Source organism: Candidatus Thermokryptus mobilis (assembly GCF_900070205.1).
GTDB lineage: Bacteria > Bacteroidota > Ignavibacteria > Kryptoniales > Kryptoniaceae > Kryptonium > Kryptonium mobile.
The window spans coordinates 20195-38151 of sequence record NZ_FAOO01000007.1 but is presented as its reverse complement, the minus strand read 5'-3'; the positions used below and the strand labels follow the sequence as shown (position 1 = coordinate 38151).

The 17957-nt window shown below is 38.2% G+C and carries 14 protein-coding genes and 1 pseudogene; 4 read left to right on the top strand and 11 right to left on the bottom strand.

The window, feature by feature from the left end; all coding sequences use genetic code 11:
- Nucleotides 1-4 precede the first annotated feature (4 nt).
- The 11 genes from FKZ43_RS05735 to FKZ43_RS05685 all read right to left on the bottom strand — a co-directional run bounded on the left by FKZ43_RS05735 (nucleotide 5) and on the right by FKZ43_RS05685 (nucleotide 9580).
- On the bottom strand, nucleotides 5-1420 hold the full coding sequence (locus tag FKZ43_RS05735; protein ID WP_140944917.1) for a sodium:proton antiporter: 1416 nt from the start codon (nucleotides 1418-1420) through the stop codon (nucleotides 5-7).
- A gap of 27 nt (nucleotides 1421-1447) precedes the next feature.
- Nucleotides 1448-2986: a complex I subunit 4 family protein gene (locus tag FKZ43_RS05730; RefSeq protein WP_140944916.1), complete on the bottom strand. Its 1539-nt coding sequence runs from the start codon at nucleotides 2984-2986 to the stop codon at nucleotides 1448-1450.
- 19 nt (nucleotides 2987-3005) lie between these two features.
- Nucleotides 3006-4925: an NADH-quinone oxidoreductase subunit L gene (gene nuoL / locus FKZ43_RS05725; protein WP_140944915.1), complete on the bottom strand. Its 1920-nt coding sequence runs from the start codon at nucleotides 4923-4925 to the stop codon at nucleotides 3006-3008.
- A gap of 22 nt (nucleotides 4926-4947) precedes the next feature.
- Nucleotides 4948-5250, bottom strand: coding sequence for an NADH-quinone oxidoreductase subunit NuoK (gene nuoK / locus FKZ43_RS05720; RefSeq protein WP_140944914.1), 303 nt, complete (start codon nucleotides 5248-5250; stop codon nucleotides 4948-4950).
- Nucleotides 5251-5295: 45 nt separating this feature from the next.
- The gene (locus tag FKZ43_RS05715; RefSeq protein ID WP_140944913.1) at nucleotides 5296-5808 is read right to left on the bottom strand and encodes an NADH-quinone oxidoreductase subunit J family protein; all 513 of its coding nucleotides are present in this window, start codon (nucleotides 5806-5808) and stop codon (nucleotides 5296-5298) included.
- A gap of 151 nt (nucleotides 5809-5959) precedes the next feature.
- Nucleotides 5960-6211, bottom strand: a complete 252-nt coding sequence (locus tag FKZ43_RS05710) for a flagellar biosynthesis anti-sigma factor FlgM (protein WP_140944912.1) — start codon at nucleotides 6209-6211, stop codon at nucleotides 5960-5962.
- 3 nt (nucleotides 6212-6214) lie between these two features.
- Entirely contained in the window at nucleotides 6215-6580 is a 366-nt protein-coding gene (locus FKZ43_RS05705; protein ID WP_140944911.1) for a hypothetical protein, read from the bottom strand.
- Nucleotides 6567-6908 carry a flagellar protein FlaG gene (locus tag FKZ43_RS05700; protein ID WP_140944910.1) on the bottom strand — a complete coding sequence of 114 codons (342 nt, stop codon included), beginning with the start codon at nucleotides 6906-6908 and terminating at the stop codon, nucleotides 6567-6569. The genes FKZ43_RS05705 and FKZ43_RS05700 overlap by 14 nt, the downstream gene beginning before the upstream one ends.
- Nucleotides 6905-8335, bottom strand: coding sequence for a flagellar filament capping protein FliD (gene fliD / locus FKZ43_RS05695; protein ID WP_140944909.1), 1431 nt, complete (start codon nucleotides 8333-8335; stop codon nucleotides 6905-6907). The genes FKZ43_RS05700 and fliD overlap by 4 nt, the downstream gene beginning before the upstream one ends.
- 10 nt (nucleotides 8336-8345) lie before the next feature.
- Nucleotides 8346-8645 carry a flagellar export chaperone FliS gene (locus FKZ43_RS05690; protein ID WP_140944908.1) on the bottom strand — a complete coding sequence of 100 codons (300 nt, stop codon included), beginning with the start codon at nucleotides 8643-8645 and terminating at the stop codon, nucleotides 8346-8348.
- Between the two features lie 92 nt (nucleotides 8646-8737).
- A complete protein-coding gene (locus tag FKZ43_RS05685; RefSeq protein WP_140944907.1) occupies nucleotides 8738-9580 on the bottom strand; it encodes a flagellin in 843 nt (280 codons plus the stop codon).
- Between the two features lie 167 nt (nucleotides 9581-9747).
- Here FKZ43_RS05685 and FKZ43_RS05680 point away from each other — a divergent pair, with 167 nt between their 5' ends.
- The 4 genes and pseudogenes from FKZ43_RS05680 to FKZ43_RS11445 form a co-directional block, all read left to right on the top strand.
- Entirely contained in the window at nucleotides 9748-14019 is a 4272-nt protein-coding gene (locus FKZ43_RS05680) for a glycoside hydrolase family 99-like domain-containing protein (RefSeq protein ID WP_140944906.1), read from the top strand.
- Nucleotides 14003-15511, top strand: a complete 1509-nt coding sequence (locus FKZ43_RS05675; protein ID WP_181180278.1) for a TPR domain-containing glycosyltransferase — start codon at nucleotides 14003-14005, stop codon at nucleotides 15509-15511. The genes FKZ43_RS05680 and FKZ43_RS05675 overlap by 17 nt, the downstream gene beginning before the upstream one ends.
- A 79-nt stretch (nucleotides 15512-15590) precedes the next feature.
- Nucleotides 15591-17612: a hypothetical protein gene (locus FKZ43_RS05670; RefSeq protein ID WP_140944904.1), complete on the top strand. Its 2022-nt coding sequence runs from the start codon at nucleotides 15591-15593 to the stop codon at nucleotides 17610-17612.
- A gap of 11 nt (nucleotides 17613-17623) precedes the next feature.
- A pseudogene (locus FKZ43_RS11445) lies at nucleotides 17624-17957 on the top strand (hypothetical protein); the annotation flags it as partial.

The following is a 17957-nucleotide window of genomic DNA, read 5'->3' as shown; positions in this document are numbered from 1 at the left end:
CTTTTCAATAAACCCTGAAAAACAGATACCAAATAAGAGCAAAAATCGGTATAAGGATCGGGATAGAATACTTGACCATATAACCGAAGAAACTCGGCATCTTAATATGTGCCTGCTCCGCTATTGATTTGACCATGAAGTTTGGACCATTGCCTATGTAAGTCATCGCTCCAAACAGAACAGCTGAGACCGAGATCGCCTGCACATACTTCCAGGACTGTTCCGTCACAGGGAAGACATTTGCATTGTGAAGCACCTGTAGATGGCTTAAGTCGTTCGGATTCAACATCCCAAGCATCGCTTTCATATGCATTGGGTTATCAACACTCAAACCGTGTAGACCAAAAGCTGCGCTTAAAAAGTTAAGATATGTTGGAGCATTGTCAAGAAAACTTGAAAGAATTCCTGTTCCCCAGAAAAACTGCCCTGGATGAGTTATGCCGAGTTTTTCAGCGTTAAGCTCAAGCCAATCAAGCGCCGGGACCATCGTCGCAAAAATTCCAGCAAATAAAATCGCTACCTCTTTTATCGGTATGAAATTAAAATCATTTCTTTCGTGAATCTCTCTCTTCGTGGTAAGATAACTTGCAACGGCTGAAGAAATCATAATTATCTCCCGAATTGGCTCCTCAAGGAAAACAGCGCCAAGAATTATCAACAAGAAAATAACATTGTGTAAGCCCTCAACAACCGCTTGTTCTCCCTTTGCTTCAATTTCAAGCTCCATCGTATCGGGCAACTTTTTAAAATTGTATCTATCAATCAAATAAAAAACCAAAAGAACAAGTCCAACAGCCATAGCCCAAATATACCAAACCCTGGTTATAACCCAGAAGAAAGGCACCCCCTTCAAATACCCGAGAAACAACGGCGGATCACCTATCGGAGTTAACATACCACCGATGTTTGAAACAATGAATATAAAAAAGACGATGTGATAACCAGAAATTCTATACTTGTTAACCCTTATATACGGTCTTATCAAAACCATTGATGCACCTGTCGTCCCCAATAAATTTGAAATCACTGCGCCAATACCAAGCATAATCACATTTGAAAGAGGTGTTGACCTACCCTTTATCCTTATATGAATTCCACCAGCGACAACGAAAAGAGACCCAATTAAAGAGATGAAACTTACATATTCTATCGCAGTGTGAATCATACGAGGAGCGTTCTTCAAAATAAAAAAGTAATAAACAACCGTTATAGCACCAAGCGCAAATGAAACGAACGGATAATTATGCTCCCACCAGTGTCTATTTATGAAAGGCATGATCGCAATCGCAAGAAGTAAAATAATGAAAGGAGCGATCATCACTGGATTAACGGGCAAAATCTCGTATTCTATTGCAAATACATCACTTGTGGAGAAAAAGACAAAAATTAAAGCAAGGATTAAAATTTTGATTAACCTCATTTCTTCTTCCTCGTTTTGTTTCAAGTTTCATCGCTGAGCTCTAAAAACACCAACTCTATATTTTTCAATTTGTTCAACAACTTTTTTAACAGATGGTTCCGATTTTCTCAAAAATGTGTTCGGATAAATCCCAATCCAAACGATGAAAATGAGAACAAGCGCAAGTGAGATAATTTCTCTTAAATTTAAGTCCTTCAAATTTTGATTTTCCGCTTTTGTCACCTTTCCGAAAAATATGCGTTGATAAGCTGTAAGCAGATAGACCGCAGCGAGTATAACTCCAAGCCCGGCAAATACAGCATAAGCCGAAGTCCCGAGAAACTTTGACTTAAACGAGCCAAGAAGTATCAAAAATTCTCCGACAAATCCATTCAAACCCGGAAGACCAAGTGAAGAAAGGGCAACTATCATAAAAAATGTCGCATAAACTGGCATAATGCGCGCTAAACCACCAAATTCCTCAATCATGCGTGTATGTCTTCTATCATAAATCATCCCAACAAGCATAAAAAGTGCCCCAGTTGAAAGCCCATGATTTACCATTTGAATCAACCCACCTTGAACGCTTTCAATCGTCAAACCCATTAAACCAAGAACGACAAATCCAAGGTGGCTGACGGATGAGTAAGCGACAAGTTTTTTTAGATCTGGTTGAACAAAAGAAACAAGTGCACCGTAAATTATTCCAACGACAGCAAGCACTGCAATATACGGCAGAAATATGAAGGTCGCATCTGGGAAAAGCGGGATTGAAAATCTCAAAATCCCGTAAGTTCCCATTTTCAAAAGCACACCCGCAAGAATTACGCTTCCAGCGGTTGGTGCTTCAACATGCGCATCAGGAAGCCAGGTATGAAATGGAAATAAAGGGACTTTTATAGCGAAGCTTAAAGTAAAAGCAAGGAACATCAAAGCTTGCGCTTTCAAAGGAATTTTCGGGGCGATCTCATAAAGCTTTTCAAGGTTTGCTGTAAATTGACCGTTCATCTGAGCTGCGAAATTACCAAGCGCAATTATAGCAACAAGCATCAGCAAGCTTCCAACCATTGTGTAAATTACAAATTTAACCGCAGCATAAATTCTATTCTCACCACCCCAAATTCCGATTATGAAATACATCGGGATTAACATCACTTCCCAGAAGACATAGAAAAGAAACATATCAAGTGCGCAAAAAACCCCATTCATCCCCGTCTCAAGCAATAAAAACATAATGACATAACCTTTAACCCTTCTTTCAACCGAATCCCAAGTTGCGAGAAGTCCCACGGGAGTCAAAAAAGTTGTCAAAACCAAAAGTAAAAGTGAGATGCCATCAATTCCAACCCTGTAAGAGATGTCAAGTGTTTTTATCCATGGATAAACCTCAACGAATTGAAAACCCGTTTTCTCTGACTGAAATTTCACAAAGACATAAACCGAAAGGATGAATGTCAAAGTGCTGAAAAGAAGCCCGAGAAACTTAAGCAAATTTTTTCTTTCAGAATCAATCAAAGAAATTACAAGTGCGCCAATGGAAGGCAGAAAAATTATCGCTGTTAAGATATGTTTCTGAAGCCACTCCATTTCTCATCATCTTTAATTTTTAAAGGATGAACCACAAAATTATCAAAATCCCGATCACAAAGACGACGGCGTAAAATTGGACGATGCCATTTTGGAAAAATCGTATAACAGAGCTCAACATTGCTGTCAACCTTGCGCTTGCATTTACTGCTCCGTCTATAACTTTAACATCAAAGAAACGCCACAAAAATTTCTCGCTTCCCCAAGTGATCGGTCTAACCACAATGAAATCGTAAATTTCATCAACATAATACTTGTTGTAAAGCAACTTGTAGATAGGTGAAAAAGTTTGTGTCAATCTACGCACAAAATCCATTCTTTGAAGGTATAAATACCTCGCAAGTAAAATTCCGCCAATGCTTATCAATACTGATACAGCCATTAAAATAAATTCAGTTGAGATTGAATGAGATGCCTCAAGTATGATTTTCGCATTTGCATCTTCAAATACAGGTTCAAGCCAATGATGAATCAAATTGCTCACACCAAAAGATTCAGGAACGCCAGCAAACCCTGAGACAACGCTAAAGAAAGCAAGGATTAAAAGTGGGATTGTCATAACTTTCGGTGCCTCGTGCGGGTGCTTGACGGAATGCCTCGGGGATGTTTCAAAAACTAAAGCAACGAGTCGGAACATATAAAAAGCGGTCATAAAAGCACCAATTGCTCCAAGAACCCAAAGCCAGAAAGAACCCTGCGAATACGCACCCCACAAAATCTCATCCTTACTGAAAAACCCAGAAAGCGGTGGAATCCCAGCTATAGCAAGCGAAGCTATGAAAAATGTTTTATAAGTTACTGGAAGATGCTCCTTTAGACCACCCATTTTTTGAATGTCTTCTTCATTATTAAGTGCATGCATCACAGCTCCAGCTCCAAGGAACAAAAGTGCTTTAAAGAATGCATGCGTTGTCAAGTGAAATATCCCAGCCGAAAAAGCTCCAACACCCATAGCAAGAAACATATAACCGAGCTGACTTATGGTTGAATAAGCCAGAACTTTCTTTATCCCATTTTGAACAAGTCCCATTGAAGCTGCGTAGACAGCCGTCAATGCTCCAATTATTGCAACTATCAACATCGTCGTCGGCGCAAGCGCATAAAGAACGGACGACCTAGCGATCATATAAACACCGGCGGTGACCATTGTCGCAGCGTGTATCAGCGCACTCACAGGCGTTGGTCCAGCCATAGCATCTGGAAGCCACACATATAATGGAATCTGTGCGGACTTACCAGTAGCCCCAACAAATAAAAGCAAGGTGATCCAAAAAATGGTTGTGTCCCCAACATTAAGTTTATTGGCAATTGAAAAAACAGTGTTGAAGTTCAAACTCCCAAAATACTTATACATCAAAAACAAACCGATCAAAAATCCAAAATCTCCAACCCTGTTTACTATAAACGCTTTTCTACCAGCATCGCTTGTGGTCATTTTTTCAAATGGTTTATCATACCAAAACCCGATCAAAAGATAAGAACATAAACCAACCCCCTCCCATCCGAGAAACATCAGTAGATAATTATCGGCAAGCACAAGCGTCAACATCATAAATATAAACAAGTTCAAGTATGCGAAAAACCTCGCAAATCCCTTATCACCGTGCATATAACCGATTGAATAAACATGGATCAAAAAGCCAACTCCCGTTACAACAAGCACCATCAAAATTGAAAGTGGATCAACAAGATATGAAAAAGAAACCTCAAATGACCCAACCTTAATCCAAGGAAAATACTCAACGATAAATCTCCTCTCATACGATGGAAGATTCAAAAGCTCAAGATAAACTAATAAAGCCACAACAAATGAAGCTCCAACCGTTAAGCTTCCAATCCAACCGATGATTTTTTCCTTCTTGATTTTCCATCCTAACAAGCCGTTGATTAAGAACCCAATTAACGGAAATATGAGTGCAAGACCAATATACTTATGCATTTTCAGGTGCCTCTTTTTTTCTTTACCATTTCAATAAATTGATCTCATCAATGTTTACTGTCAACCTATTTCTAAAAATTGCTATCACAATCGCAAGCCCAACAGAAACCTCAGCAGCAGCTACAACCATAACAAAAAAGACAAGCATCTGACCGATCTCGTTTCCGATGTAGCTTGAAAAACCAACAAGCGCCAGATTGACTGAATTGAGCATAAGCTCAATACACATGAAAATCACAATTGCATTCCTCCTTATCAAAACCCCAAGCACTCCAATGGTGAAAAGAGTCAAACTTAAAAGCAAATACCATGAAAGAGGGATCATTTAAACCCTTTCTCCTTTTTGTTTTGTAAACCATTACAATCCATCTCATTCAAACCTTCTTTTAGCGAGGACGATTGCACCAACAATAGCAACAATTAAAATCAAGGAGGTTATCTCAAACGGAAGGATATAACTTGTGAACAATTTCTCTCCAATGAACTCAATCTTACCTATCTCAACTGAATTCTCCGCCGGCTTTAAAAATCTACCTTTGGTTGATTTGAACAATCCATATGCTATCTCAGCAAATACAACCAAAACAAGTATAAAAGCGAACAATCTTCTAAGGTCAAGGCGATCAGCTAATCTTTTTTCATCTTCCAAATTCAAAAGCATTATAACGAACACGAACAAAACCATTATCGCCCCAGCATAAACGAGAACTTGAATTATAGCCAGAAACTGGGCATTGAGCGTAAGGTAAAGTATTGATAATGATAGGAAATTTACGATGAGAAAAATTGCGCTTCTTACTGGATTAGCCCTCGTTATCATAAGAATTGCCGATGCAATTGAGACAAATGCAAGCGTTAAAAAAATAAGTGCTTGTGATGTCATTTGGCTTAAGCTTTATTTTTGAACACTCAAATAGTCGTTGATAAATATAAAAATTTAAACCAAAATAATCAAAGGTTTTTTAAAGTTTTCAAAACAAAAAAGCCCCGGACATTCCACCCGGGGCTTCTCTTGGGGGGAGGTGCTTACAGCGTCACCGCAACTCCGACTTTATCTGTTTGTATATTTCATCAACAACCTTTTCAAGAACCTCTTTTGAATCATAATAACCTGATTGAATTCTTCTTTTTATCTCTTCAATTTTTTCCATACGCTTCATCCTGTAAATCTCAATCGCCTCGCTTGAAATTTCAACCCTGTCCTTTTTATCGCTTACTTTGCCAGGTTTTTTACCCGAGCTCTCCTCGGGAAACAAAATTTTGCCGTTTATCCCGTTGATTTTCATTTTTCACCTCAAATATCTTAGTAATTTTTTCCTTTCAATGAGCTCTATCAGCTCCTCTGAAATCTGCTTCATTTTCTCCTTTATATTATCGGCATTTTCACTGTCAATCTTTAATATCTGTTCACTCAGTTCAATGATTTCCCCCTTTACCCGATCAAAATTCAAGATTTTTCCCTTTGAATTTTCAAACTCTTTTAAAAGTTCGCCAACATCATTAATTTTTTCCTCTCTGCGAAAAAGAAGTTCAGGCAAACCCTCAAACTCCTCATTAAGGATAAGCTCCCGAATCAAAAGTGTCATTTTTAAAATCTCCCTCAAACCGTCAAAAATCGCCTGAACCAAATCTCTATTTGATTCAAACTTTGGCATTGATTATCAAACCGAGTAGTTCGCTTATCCTTCTTGAAATCTCAAGGAGTTCCTCCGGTGGTATTTGACGTATAATTTCATTGCTTTGCGCATCAATTATCTTTAAAACGGTTTTCCTTGTCTCTTTATCAATTTCAAACGCTATCTTCGTGTTGAAAATTTGGATGAAATTATTCAACTCGCTTACGATCTGTTCAATCTCATCAGTTGATAAACCTCTTTCGCTTTGAGAAACCCTTTGCACATCTACACTACTCTGGGAGCTAATATCGTATTGTTCAACTTGAACAGGTTTAGTTGCGTTTATGTTCTTGACATCACCTATCATTGCAAGATTGATGTCATTTGTTGAATTAGTGTTTGTTGTCTTGTGAAAGCGAAATAAAGCGATTGAAGCTGGGCGAATTGTCTTCTCAAATTTTCAGCTCGCTGATCGATCAAATCGTTTAACGATTTTATCCTCTCATCAAGCCGTTTTATTTGTTCTTTTCCTAAATCAATTCTTTTATCAATCACACCACCGACTTGAACAAATGGATTGATTAGGTCCTTCAATTTAACCGCTATTCCATCACTTGAATTGAAAAGCAACTCAACCTTTGACACATCTTCAGCGATCATTCTCTCAAGTTTTGAACTGTCAGAAACAACAAGCGTCCCATCGGGGTTAATTTTAATCCCGATATCGTTTAAAAAAGATGGATTTGCGGATGAAACCGCTGAACTTACCCTCAAACGCAAGTCCATTTTTAACTTCATAAGCATATTGTCACCGCTGAAAGTAGTTCTAACTCCCTCCGCTGTCGTCTTTGTCTTCTCATTTATAAATTTCATCAAGTCATTATACGCTTTTATAAAATTTTCAATAACCCCCTTAACTTGCGAAACATCTGTCTGAACTGTCACAGAAACAGACGTATCCCCAGGACTTTGCGCTTTTCTTAGTTCAATTGTGACACCTGATATAACATCGCTTATTTTATTTGAGCCCCTTATTATGTTGATACCGTCAACGATTATTTGGGCGTCAAGCAAATTCACATCGCTGTAAAGATACCCACCATTTGTATCCGTCGAAGAAATACGATTTGAAAGTGTGTTTGAGTCAAGCCCGATGCTTGCGAGTAAATTTCCGTAGACATCCGACATAGAAATTGCATATTGACTACCTGTGTTTTTGCTTTTTATAACAAGCCGCGCTGTTGATGAAGTTGGATTAACAACGCTCGCGCTAACATCTCCAACTGTTGAGTTTATCGCGCTTGCAATTTTATTTAAGATCACATTATTTGTATCCCCTGACGAAATCGTTATATTTACATCAGTTGAAATCCCATTGACCGTCACATTTATCGTTTTTGCACCTTCTCCGGTTGAATTTAAAATTTCAAATCCACTGTTTGAAAAACTTGAGGAGAGTATTGTATCTTCCTTTGCGAGCTGTTGGACGAAAATCGTGTGATTTGCAGAGGTAGCGCTTGATTGAGCTGTAGCGCTTAAGACATCAGCGTTTGAGACGACAGCAATTTTAACTTGAAACTTTGAAGCAACACCTGTCAAAGACAAATCTTTTACAGCTTGATAAAGCGTGTTTAACCTTAACTTCAAATCCGAAAGCGTTGAATTTTTCGTTTGAATTAACCCCTTTTGCCTCTCAATCGGCTTGACAAGCTTACCTGTTTCTGATTGCCTGAACAACTGGATTAAATTGTCAATCGGATTGATGTTGTTATTTGTGTTAAAGAAAAATGACATCTCATTCACCTCACTTTAAATTGAAAGCTTTTGCCCAGGTCTCTCTTAACTCTTTCAAAATCTCAAGCGCATTTTCAAAATTCCCCTTCCTTATCTCATACTGGCAATATTGATATAGCTTAAAAAGCGGAATTGAAATCTCTTTATAATCAAAGTCAAGCGATGCTATAAGTTCGGTTATAGCTTTGTTTGCTTTTTCAGCATCTTTTTTCCTACAGCTTACGATTGCGACATCATAAATTTTGAGTATGAGTTCAATAGGTGAGAGATTGAGGATTTCGGTTTCTATGTAATTATTTTTGTTGTTCATTTTTCTATCAAATTTTTTTAAACACAATGGGGGTTGCCTAAATTGGCAACCCCCTTTTAGTCTGCTCATCTATTTCTTGGCGTCATCATAAATTATCTGAACAAAGCAAGCACACCTTGTGGTGAAGCATTGGCTTGTGCAAGCTGAGCTGTTGCCGTCTGCTGTAGTATCATAAGTTTGGCAACTTCAACCTGTTCTTTGGCAATATCAGCATCAAAGATTCTGCTCGCTGCTGCTTCCGTGTTGGTCATACCAACGATGAGATTTGCTTCCTTGACATCAAGGCGATTGATAAGCGAACCAACATATTGAAGTTGTTCAGTTACCGTCTTTATCGCAGTGTCAACGGTCGTGATAAAGCTTGAAACAAGATCGGATGTCGTTACAGCACTTGATTTAACGAGCGTGCTATCAACCGTTATATCAAATTTAACTGTAAGGGTATCGCCAGCGTCGCTTCCGACTTGGAAGTCCCTTCCTGCTGCCCAATCGCCACCGCCAGCTCCACGGAGCAATTGCATACCGTTGAATTTCGTCTGCTTTACGATGTCATCAATTTCGGACATATAATCATTGATCTGTGTTGCAATAGCCTGCAATTCATCATCGCTCAACCCACCGTTTACAGCTCTTGTCACCTGCTCTTTGATTGAAACGAGAAGGTCATTGATCTTCTGCAGACCTCCCTCTGCGATTGAAAGGACATTCTTTGCGTCTCCGACATTGTTTATCGCCTGGGCAAGACCCCTTGACCTTGCTTGCAATTTCTTTGCAATCGTGTAACCCGATGGGTCGTCGGAGACGGAATTTACTCGCTTGCCTGTGGCAAGCCTGAGCTGATGAACGCCAAGCTCACGATTGATTTCATTTAATGCGTTGTAGGCGTTCATCGCTGCGATGTTGGTGTTGATGCGCGTGCCCTGTGAGAATGCCATGGTTATTTACCTCCTTGTTTTTTTGTTTGACATTTTTTCGGGGCTTCCATGCCCCGATGCGTTTTCAATTCTAATTATCGGATAAACCCCCAACTTACTTTAACCAATGAAATTAAAGATTGCAGAAAAAATTCCGATAAATTAGAAAAACAAAAAAAGTATAAATCATGCAAACGAAAAGATGCTGGTGCGGTGCAAAAACTAAACCCTCGCTCCACGAAGCATATCTTCAATGCATAAATTGCGGAACTTTCATATCCAAAGATGAAATCTCAAATGAAAAACTGAAAAATTTCTATTCATTTGACGGTTACTGGCACGATCATGTCGTAAATAAATTTGGTTATCCATCAATTGAGGAAAGAAGTGAAGTTGACTTTAAGGACAGAATACCGTTGTGGTTCAGCATCTTAAAAAAATTTAAACCAGATGCGAAATCGGTCCTTGAGATAGGTTGTGCACATGCTGGCTTTTTATATATGTGTAAGAAAAACGGCATTGAAAAAGTTGTCGGGATTGAAGTTGATGAAAAAACATGCGAATACGCAAGAGAAAGATTTAATCTTGAAAATATCATCTCGGGTCTCTTCCCTGATGTCAATCTTCCATTAAAAAAATTTGATGTAATTGCCGGTTTTGATGTCCTTGAACATTTTACAGACCCGATTAAAGCTCTGAAAAAAGTTAATGAACTTCTTGATGACGATGGAATTTGCATCTTTCAAACACCACGATATCAAGGGGAAGACGCTTCTTGGTTACACTTCAAACCAGATGAACATCTCTTCCTTTTCAGCACTGAAAACATATTCCTTCTCTTTGATAAAGCTGGGCTTGAAGTAGTAAAAATTCTACCAGGTCCGATACCTCAAGATATGATTGTAGTTGGGCGAAAGAAAATAAATGTTGATAGTTTAGTTATACAATCCCCACAAATTGGATTTTCTGATAAGTTGCAAATCATCGGAATCGGCTTAATAGAACATATGGGAGATATTGTCGCCTGTGAGCCAGTTTCAAGATATATCAGGTTCAAACATCCAAACGCTCACATAGTCTGGTGTGTTAGAAAAGAATACAGGGAACTTATTGACTCAAATCCATACATAGATGAAACGCTTGAAGTTAATTGCCTGACGGAGTGGATAGCACTTAAAGAGAGCGGAATTTTTGATGAGGTCTTTGACCTTCACATTCACAACAGAATTTGTCCAAGCTGTCAAATTCCACTCAAGAACGATCAAGGTAAAATTGTAGTAACTGGCGAAAATTATTATAAAATTGGAAATCTCCTCTCGGCTTTTTCTCAAGGCGCTGGTTTGCCAGCTCTGGCTGGAAAACCAAAAGCTTATATAACTGAAGAGGCAAAGAAAAAAATTGATAAACTAAATCTACCCGAAAAATTTATCGTTTTTCACTGTAAAACAAACGAGATAGAAAGGGATTGGAAAAATTCAAAATGGATTGAGCTTGCAAAACAAATTAGGAAAAAATGGAATATTGAAATAGTTGAAGTTGGTCTTGATTCAACTCTTGCTGGTGGAAATGTTGATTTTATAAACCTGTGTGGTAAGCTTTCAATCCTTGAGACAGCTGAAGTTATAAAAAGAGCAACCCTTTTCATCGGGGTTGATAGTGGTCCAGCACATCTTGCAAACGCAGTCGGAACTTTTGGAATTATACTCATTGGGCATTACAGGAATTTCAAAAGATATATGCCATTTAGCGGTGATTATGAAAGCGGAGAAAACGCAGTGATAATTTATAACGACGGACCAGTTTCAGAGATTAAGGTTGAAGAAGTTATGAATGCTTTGGAGTCATCGCTGAAAAATCTTCCACATGAGCGCGTTGAAGAAATCACACAACATAAAAACTTAAAAAAGAAAGCACGCTTAATTGCTTTTTTCCTTCCGCAATTTCATCCGATCCCAGAAAATGATGAATGGTGGGGCAAGGGCTTCACCGAATGGAGAAATGTCACCACGGCTAAACCGCTTTTTCCAGGACATTATCAACCGCGCATCCCCGCAGACCTTGGTTTCTATGACTTACGACTACCGGAAGTTAGAAAAGAACAGGCAGAACTTGCGCGAAATTATGGTATTGATGCTTTCTGTTACTGGCACTACTGGTTTAATGGAAAAACTTTACTTGAAAAACCTCTACTTGAAATTTTAAAAACTGGGGAACCCGATTTTCCGTTTTGTCTTGCCTGGGCGAACGAAAACTGGACAAGAAGATGGGACGGACTAAACAGTGAAATACTTTTAAAACAAACTTATGGCGGTATTAAAGACCATATCAATCATTTTGAATGGCTTATGCCTTTCTTCAAAGACCCCAGATATCTTAAAATAGATGGAAAGCCAGTTTTCCTAATTTACAGACCAGCTGAGATACCAGATTTAAAGGAAATGATTGAACTTTGGAGACGTCTCGCCAGAAAATCAGGAATTGGGGACTTATTTTTAATCGCAATAAGAGCTTCGGCTGGAATAATAGACAACTGGAAAACTACGGGATTTGACGGCGAGGTCATATTTCAACCATTTTTCAAGGGTTTAACATATCGTATGATGGAAAGATCAAAACTGCCCATTGAAAATTTAAATCTAATTTTTGACTACGAGGAAGCTGTAAAAATCATGTCAGAGTTCAACGATGATATAGTCAGAAGAAGCAACACATCATTTGCTTGTGTAACGCCATCCTGGGATAACACAGCCCGAAGGAAAAAATCAAAACCGTTTATACTCACAAATTCATCACCGGATATATTTGAGAAATGGCTACGGATTGAAATTGATAGAGTTCAAAATAGAAACCCCGAATACAGGATCGTTTTCATAAATTCTTGGAACGAATGGGCTGAAGGAAATTATCTTGAGCCGGATATAAAATTTGGTCACGGTTATCTTGAAGCTGTCAAAAGAGCTGTATTTGGGATGCCTTGGTTTTCTAAAAGAAAAGGGAAAAGAAAAATTTTAACACTTGACCCATCAGACGATATCACGATTGAATCACTTCTTGAATTCGCTCGCTCAAACTTTACAGAAAATAATCTCCCTTTAGCCGAGTCATATTTTAAACTTTCACTTCGCTATAACGCAAAACTCATGGCGTCGTTCTACCACAATGCGAAACTGTATCACCAGCTGGGAAAAATTAACGAACATAAAACCTCCATTGAGAAATTAAACCATCTTGAAAAGCTAAATTCCCAAATTCACAACGATTACGCAGTGATGAAATATAAACTTAGCGATGTTGAAAAAGCATTGTTCCACTTGCAAAGAGCTGTGTTTTACGATGAGACTAACATAACAGCGATGAAAAACCTCGCGGATTTATTTACAGAGCAACAACAATTTGAACAGGCGCTTCAAATTTATCACAAAATTTTAAGTTTAAACCCAAATGATTTGGAAACATTGCTCTCAATTGCCGATATATGTGTTGAAATCGGCAAAATTGATGAAGCGAAATTTTTCTACACAAAAGCGCTTGAAGTTGACCCGAATAACTCTGAAGCCAGGAAAAACCTTGAAATAATTGAAAAAGTTGAAACTAAAAAACCACTTGTCTCAATTATCATCCCCGTATTTAATCAACTTAACTACACAAAGCTTGCCATAGAAAGCATAAGAAAATACACAAACGTTCCTTACGAAATTATAGTCATCGATAACGGCTCAACCGATAGAACTTATGAATACCTTTTATCACTTGGAGATGTCAAAGTTATAAGGAATCCTCAAAACTATGGATTTCCAAAGGCGGTAAATCAAGGTCTTTCAGCTTCAATGGGTGAATATATCGTTATACTCAATAACGATGTGATAGTGACAAATAGATGGCTTGAGCGACTTCTTGAACATTTATATGACAATTCAATTAGCATAATCGGACCGATGAGCAATTATGTAAGTGGATTTCAAGTTCTTGATGGAGCGGAAAAATTTTATTCAAATGATGGTAAAATTGATGAAGAAGCACTTCAAAAATTCGCCGATGAAATTTACATTAAAAACAGGGGTAAAAGACTAGTTTGCCCAAGAGTCGCTGGCTTGTGTATGTTGATAAAAAGAGATGTGATCAATAAAATTGGCGGTTTTGATGAAAGATTTTCACCAGGAAATTTTGAAGACGATGATTATTGCCTTAGAGCAACACTTGCTGGGTTCAAAATTGCTGTCGCAAGAGATGTTTTTATCCATCACTTCGGGTCAAAAAGTTTTAAAGCAAACGGGGATAAAAAATTTTTAGAAATCCTGAGACGAAATGAAAGAATCTTCATAAACAAATGGGGTGCAAAACCAGTTGAAATTTTCACCAAGGTAAAAACACCTAAAGAAAATCAAATTTTTATCCCAATTAAAAGTAAATCTGAATTGACAAATGCAACGGATCTCACTTTGCATGATAGTCAAAAATGAAGAAAAATTTTTGCCAGGATGTCTTGAAAGCGTGAAGGACACGGTGGATGAAATAATCGTTGTTGACACCGGGTCAAGCGATAGAACCATTGAAATAGCTCTCTCGTTCAATGCAAAAATTTATCATCTTGAATGGAAAAATGATTTCTCACTCGCAAGGAATGAGTCAATAAAACATGCAACCGGGGATTGGATTTTAATACTTGACGCTGATGAGCGACTTGAAACCACAGATAAAGCAAAACTTAAAAAATATCTCAATTCAAATTATGATGGTTATTATGTCAAGGTGATAAGTTTTGGAAGAGATGGAAAGCCAGAGGCGATAAATGAATATCCGAGGTTGTTCAGGAACAATCCAAATTACAGATTTGAAGGGCGAATTCATGAGCAAATAAGCAATTCAATACTCAAGAATGGAGGCAAACTTGGTAGGGCTGACATAAAGATAATTCACCTCGGTTATGCGCAAGATGATGAAACCATGTCAAGAAAATATGAGAGGAACTTGTCAATTTTATTTGAGCAATTGAAGGAAAACCCAAACGACGCTTATGCTCTTTATCACATTGGCATTGTTAAAATTTTAAAGGGAGAAATAAACGAAGGCATCTCTTTTTTGAGGAAGTCAATCTCAATCCCAAGAGAAAGCTCAAATCTCGGTAATTCAGTTCGGGCGGTTATCTACAATGTTCTAGGAAAGCATGAGCTTCAAAATGGGGATCAAACCACAGCCCTTGATCTCTTTATCAAATCAATAAAGCAGGCCCCTCTTCAAGTCAGTTCATATTATTATGCAGGCATTGCACAGATGAAAAGATTTAACTTTACGGTGGCAAAAAATTTTTTTGAACAAGCTCTAAAGAACCAACAGGCGATATTGAAGGGGAAATCACCCGATGTTGCGTTTGAAAATTTTATCAATCCGAATGATATTTTTTATCAACTTTCCATCTGTTATTTCAAGATTGGAAACTTCAAAAAGCTTAATGAAATGATTGAAAATTTTGTAAAAGAAGAAAATTTGATAAATTCATTTTTGAACTTTTTAGCCAATGAATACATATCTGGGAATAAAAACTCAATCCAAGTTTTAAAACAAATCTCACAGACAAATCCAAGCTTTGAGGTTTTCAAGGTACTCTCCGGGATAGCACAATTTGAAGGAGACCTTGAGACCGCGGTTGAAAGATTAAAAACCGCTTTAAGTTTTAAAGATGATGATGAGATAAGATATAATCTTGGGTTATGTCTTGTTGGGTTGAGAAGGTTTGAAGAGGCGATTGGTTATTTGAGAGAATTTTTAAATCGGGAAAATTCAACTTTTTTTGAAAGGGCAGTTAAAGTGCTCGGGCTTTCTTACCTAGCCTGTGGAAATTACGCGGACGCTCTGCGATGCTACAAAACTTTATCAAATTTTAACCCCACCGATGAGGAAATAAAGAAACGAATCATATCAATTTCAATGAGATTATCCACGCCAACCAAGTAAAATAAATTTAATTGGAAAATCCTTCCAGATTCCTTAAATTTTAAATGTGTGCTTTGAAAATTTAATCAAAATAAAGGGAATGCGTAAGTTTCTAATTTTGCTTTTTCTCCCCACACTGATACTTGCTCAAAAACCCCAAGACAACAGGACTACAAACATTGGAAGAATTGGTTTAACCGTTAATTCATACGGACAAATCGGTAATGGATTTAATCCATCGTTTTGGCCATCTCAGCCATCGTGTGAATTCCCAATAAAACCCGTCAGGACGAGAATTGAGCACCTCTTCAACGGTGGTCTATGGGTTGGGGGTTATGGGAAAAATGGCTTGTCGGTGACCACAGCAACCCATGATAGATATTTTGCAAGTGAATTCACACAACCACCCGACCAAGGGCTTTACGAACGCTCATCGCTACTTGAATCAAGATATTACAGCCCAAATGCGATAAGCCATCAGGATTTCTATTGCGATTTCACAGACACAAACACTGTCAATCCTCTTACCGGAGCACCGATCTCAGGACACTATCCACTTGGTGTATCCGTTCATATGGAAACCTACACCTGGCAATATTCAATTGCGGATAATTTTGTGATATTAAACTTTACGATTAAAAATGTCGTTGATGTTCCAATTGAAAGTTTATATGTTGGACTTGTCACTGACCTTGTCGTCCGGAACACAAATTATAGATTTCCAGCCGAGGGCTCGGTTTTTTACTCCGGAACAGGGCTCGGTTACATTGACAGTTTAAGATTGCATTACGCCTTTGACGCTGAAAACAGACCAACGGACGGTCCAACTGATAGCTACATCGGGATAAAACTTCTTGGAACTGAACCTCTACTCGGTGGGCATCTTGACAGCTTGAACAATTACACGGTCTATCAGGTTTGGCAATTTAGGGCAAGCACTGGCGATCCAGATTTAATTTCACCAACCAATGATCAATTGAGATATGATAAAATGCGAAACCCTTTCCCAAAGATAAAACTTCAAGATTTAAAAAGACCTGGGAATAGATATACACTGCTTTCGGTTGGTCCGTTCCCAACGCTTTATCCTGGGGATTCCATACAGGTTGCTTTTGCTGTGATTTGCGCTAAAAAGTATGGCGACGATCCACAAGTAGATGACACACCCATTAGCAAAAAACTTCTCATTGAAAGCGCAATTTGGGCACAAAAGACATATAACGGTGAGGATAGAAATGGTAATGGAATACTTGACTTGGGAGAAGACCTTGACGGCGATGGTAAAATAACAAGATTTATCTTCCCCACTATCTTGCCACCGCCAAAGGTTAAAGCTATACCAGGCGATAGAAAAGTTGAAATATACTGGGATAAATCTGTTGAAGATGTCATTGACCCGGTTTTGAATAAGAAGGACTTTGAAGGTTATAGAATTTATGGCACAAAGACGGGCTTTGATATAGGATTGAGCACAGGTGAAGATGCTTACATCTTGCTTGCTGAATTTGATAAACCAGGGAATGATATCGGACTTAACACTGGCTTTAGTAAAATTAAACTTCCAGAACCAATTAGATTCCCAGATGATACCGTGAAGTATCATTACAAATTCACGATTGAAAATCTTTTAAACGGTTGGCAGTATATCTTTGGTGTTGAAGCCTTTGACGAAGGCGATCCGATAAATGACATACCAAGCCAATCAAGTGTTAGAGTCATAAGGCGCGTGATACCGGGAACACCGGCAACATCAGATAAATCCAAAGAAGTTGGCGTCTACCCAAACCCATATTATGCGAAAGCAATCTGGGATGGTAAAGGTGGCGAAAGAGAAAGAAAAATTTACTTTTACAATTTGCCAAGAAAATGCGAGATAACAATATATACACTTGCTGGAGATATAGTTGATAGATTCATCCACGATGCAGATACATATAATGGCTCAGATATCCAATGGTTTCAAACTTATGCAGATGGAACGCAAAAATTTTCAGGCGGTGAACACGCATGGGATTTAATCTCAAGATATGACCAGGCGATCGCAACCGGACTTTATCTTTTCACAGTTAAAGATCTTGAAACGGGCGAGATAAAGCGAGGCAAGTTTGTGATAATTAAATAACGAGGCATGAAATGCCAACAAGAAAAACGAAAATATCAGAAGAAATTTTGAAAAAACTTCCAGAACTAATTCAAACAGATGATGCTTTCAGGCAGAGATTGTTCGGAATACTCCTTGAACATATGCCTTCAAGAAAAGAGTTCAATGAGATACTTGAAAGGATAGATGATGCTATTGAATACCAAAAAGAACAAATGGAAGCAATTCGTGAGATAAACCGCCGACAGGAAGAACATACAAAAGCAATCCGTGAGTTAAGTCAGCGCCAAGAGGAACATTCAAAAGTTCTTGAAGAACACATAAAAGCAATTCGCGAGTTAAGCCAGCGCCAAGAAGAACATTCAA

What these genes read in the sequence shown, in the direction of transcription:
- FKZ43_RS05715 (WP_140944913.1), bottom strand. Translation starts at nt 5,808, where the DNA reads ATGACATCACAAGCACTTATTTTTTTAACGCTTGCATTTGTCTCAATT.
- FKZ43_RS05680 (WP_140944906.1), top strand. Translation starts at nt 9,748, where the DNA reads ATGCAAACGAAAAGATGCTGGTGCGGTGCAAAAACTAAACCCTCGCTC.
- fliD (WP_140944909.1), bottom strand. Translation starts at nt 8,335, where the DNA reads ATGTCATTTTTCTTTAACACAAATAACAACATCAATCCGATTGACAAT.
- FKZ43_RS05735 (WP_140944917.1), bottom strand. Translation starts at nt 1,420, where the DNA reads ATGAGGTTAATCAAAATTTTAATCCTTGCTTTAATTTTTGTCTTTTTC.
- FKZ43_RS05705 (WP_140944911.1), bottom strand. Translation starts at nt 6,580, where the DNA reads ATGCCAAAGTTTGAATCAAATAGAGATTTGGTTCAGGCGATTTTTGAC.
- nuoL (WP_140944915.1), bottom strand. Translation starts at nt 4,925, where the DNA reads ATGCATAAGTATATTGGTCTTGCACTCATATTTCCGTTAATTGGGTTC.
- FKZ43_RS05710 (WP_140944912.1), bottom strand. Translation starts at nt 6,211, where the DNA reads ATGAAAATCAACGGGATAAACGGCAAAATTTTGTTTCCCGAGGAGAGC.
- nuoK (WP_140944914.1), bottom strand. Translation starts at nt 5,250, where the DNA reads ATGATCCCTCTTTCATGGTATTTGCTTTTAAGTTTGACTCTTTTCACC.
- FKZ43_RS05700 (WP_140944910.1), bottom strand. Translation starts at nt 6,908, where the DNA reads ATGATAGGTGATGTCAAGAACATAAACGCAACTAAACCTGTTCAAGTT.
- FKZ43_RS05730 (WP_140944916.1), bottom strand. Translation starts at nt 2,986, where the DNA reads ATGGAGTGGCTTCAGAAACATATCTTAACAGCGATAATTTTTCTGCCT.
- FKZ43_RS05675 (WP_181180278.1), top strand. Translation starts at nt 14,003, where the DNA reads ATGATAGTCAAAAATGAAGAAAAATTTTTGCCAGGATGTCTTGAAAGC.
- FKZ43_RS05690 (WP_140944908.1), bottom strand. Translation starts at nt 8,645, where the DNA reads ATGAACAACAAAAATAATTACATAGAAACCGAAATCCTCAATCTCTCA.
- FKZ43_RS05670 (WP_140944904.1), top strand. Translation starts at nt 15,591, where the DNA reads ATGCGTAAGTTTCTAATTTTGCTTTTTCTCCCCACACTGATACTTGCT.
- FKZ43_RS05685 (WP_140944907.1), bottom strand. Translation starts at nt 9,580, where the DNA reads ATGGCATTCTCACAGGGCACGCGCATCAACACCAACATCGCAGCGATG.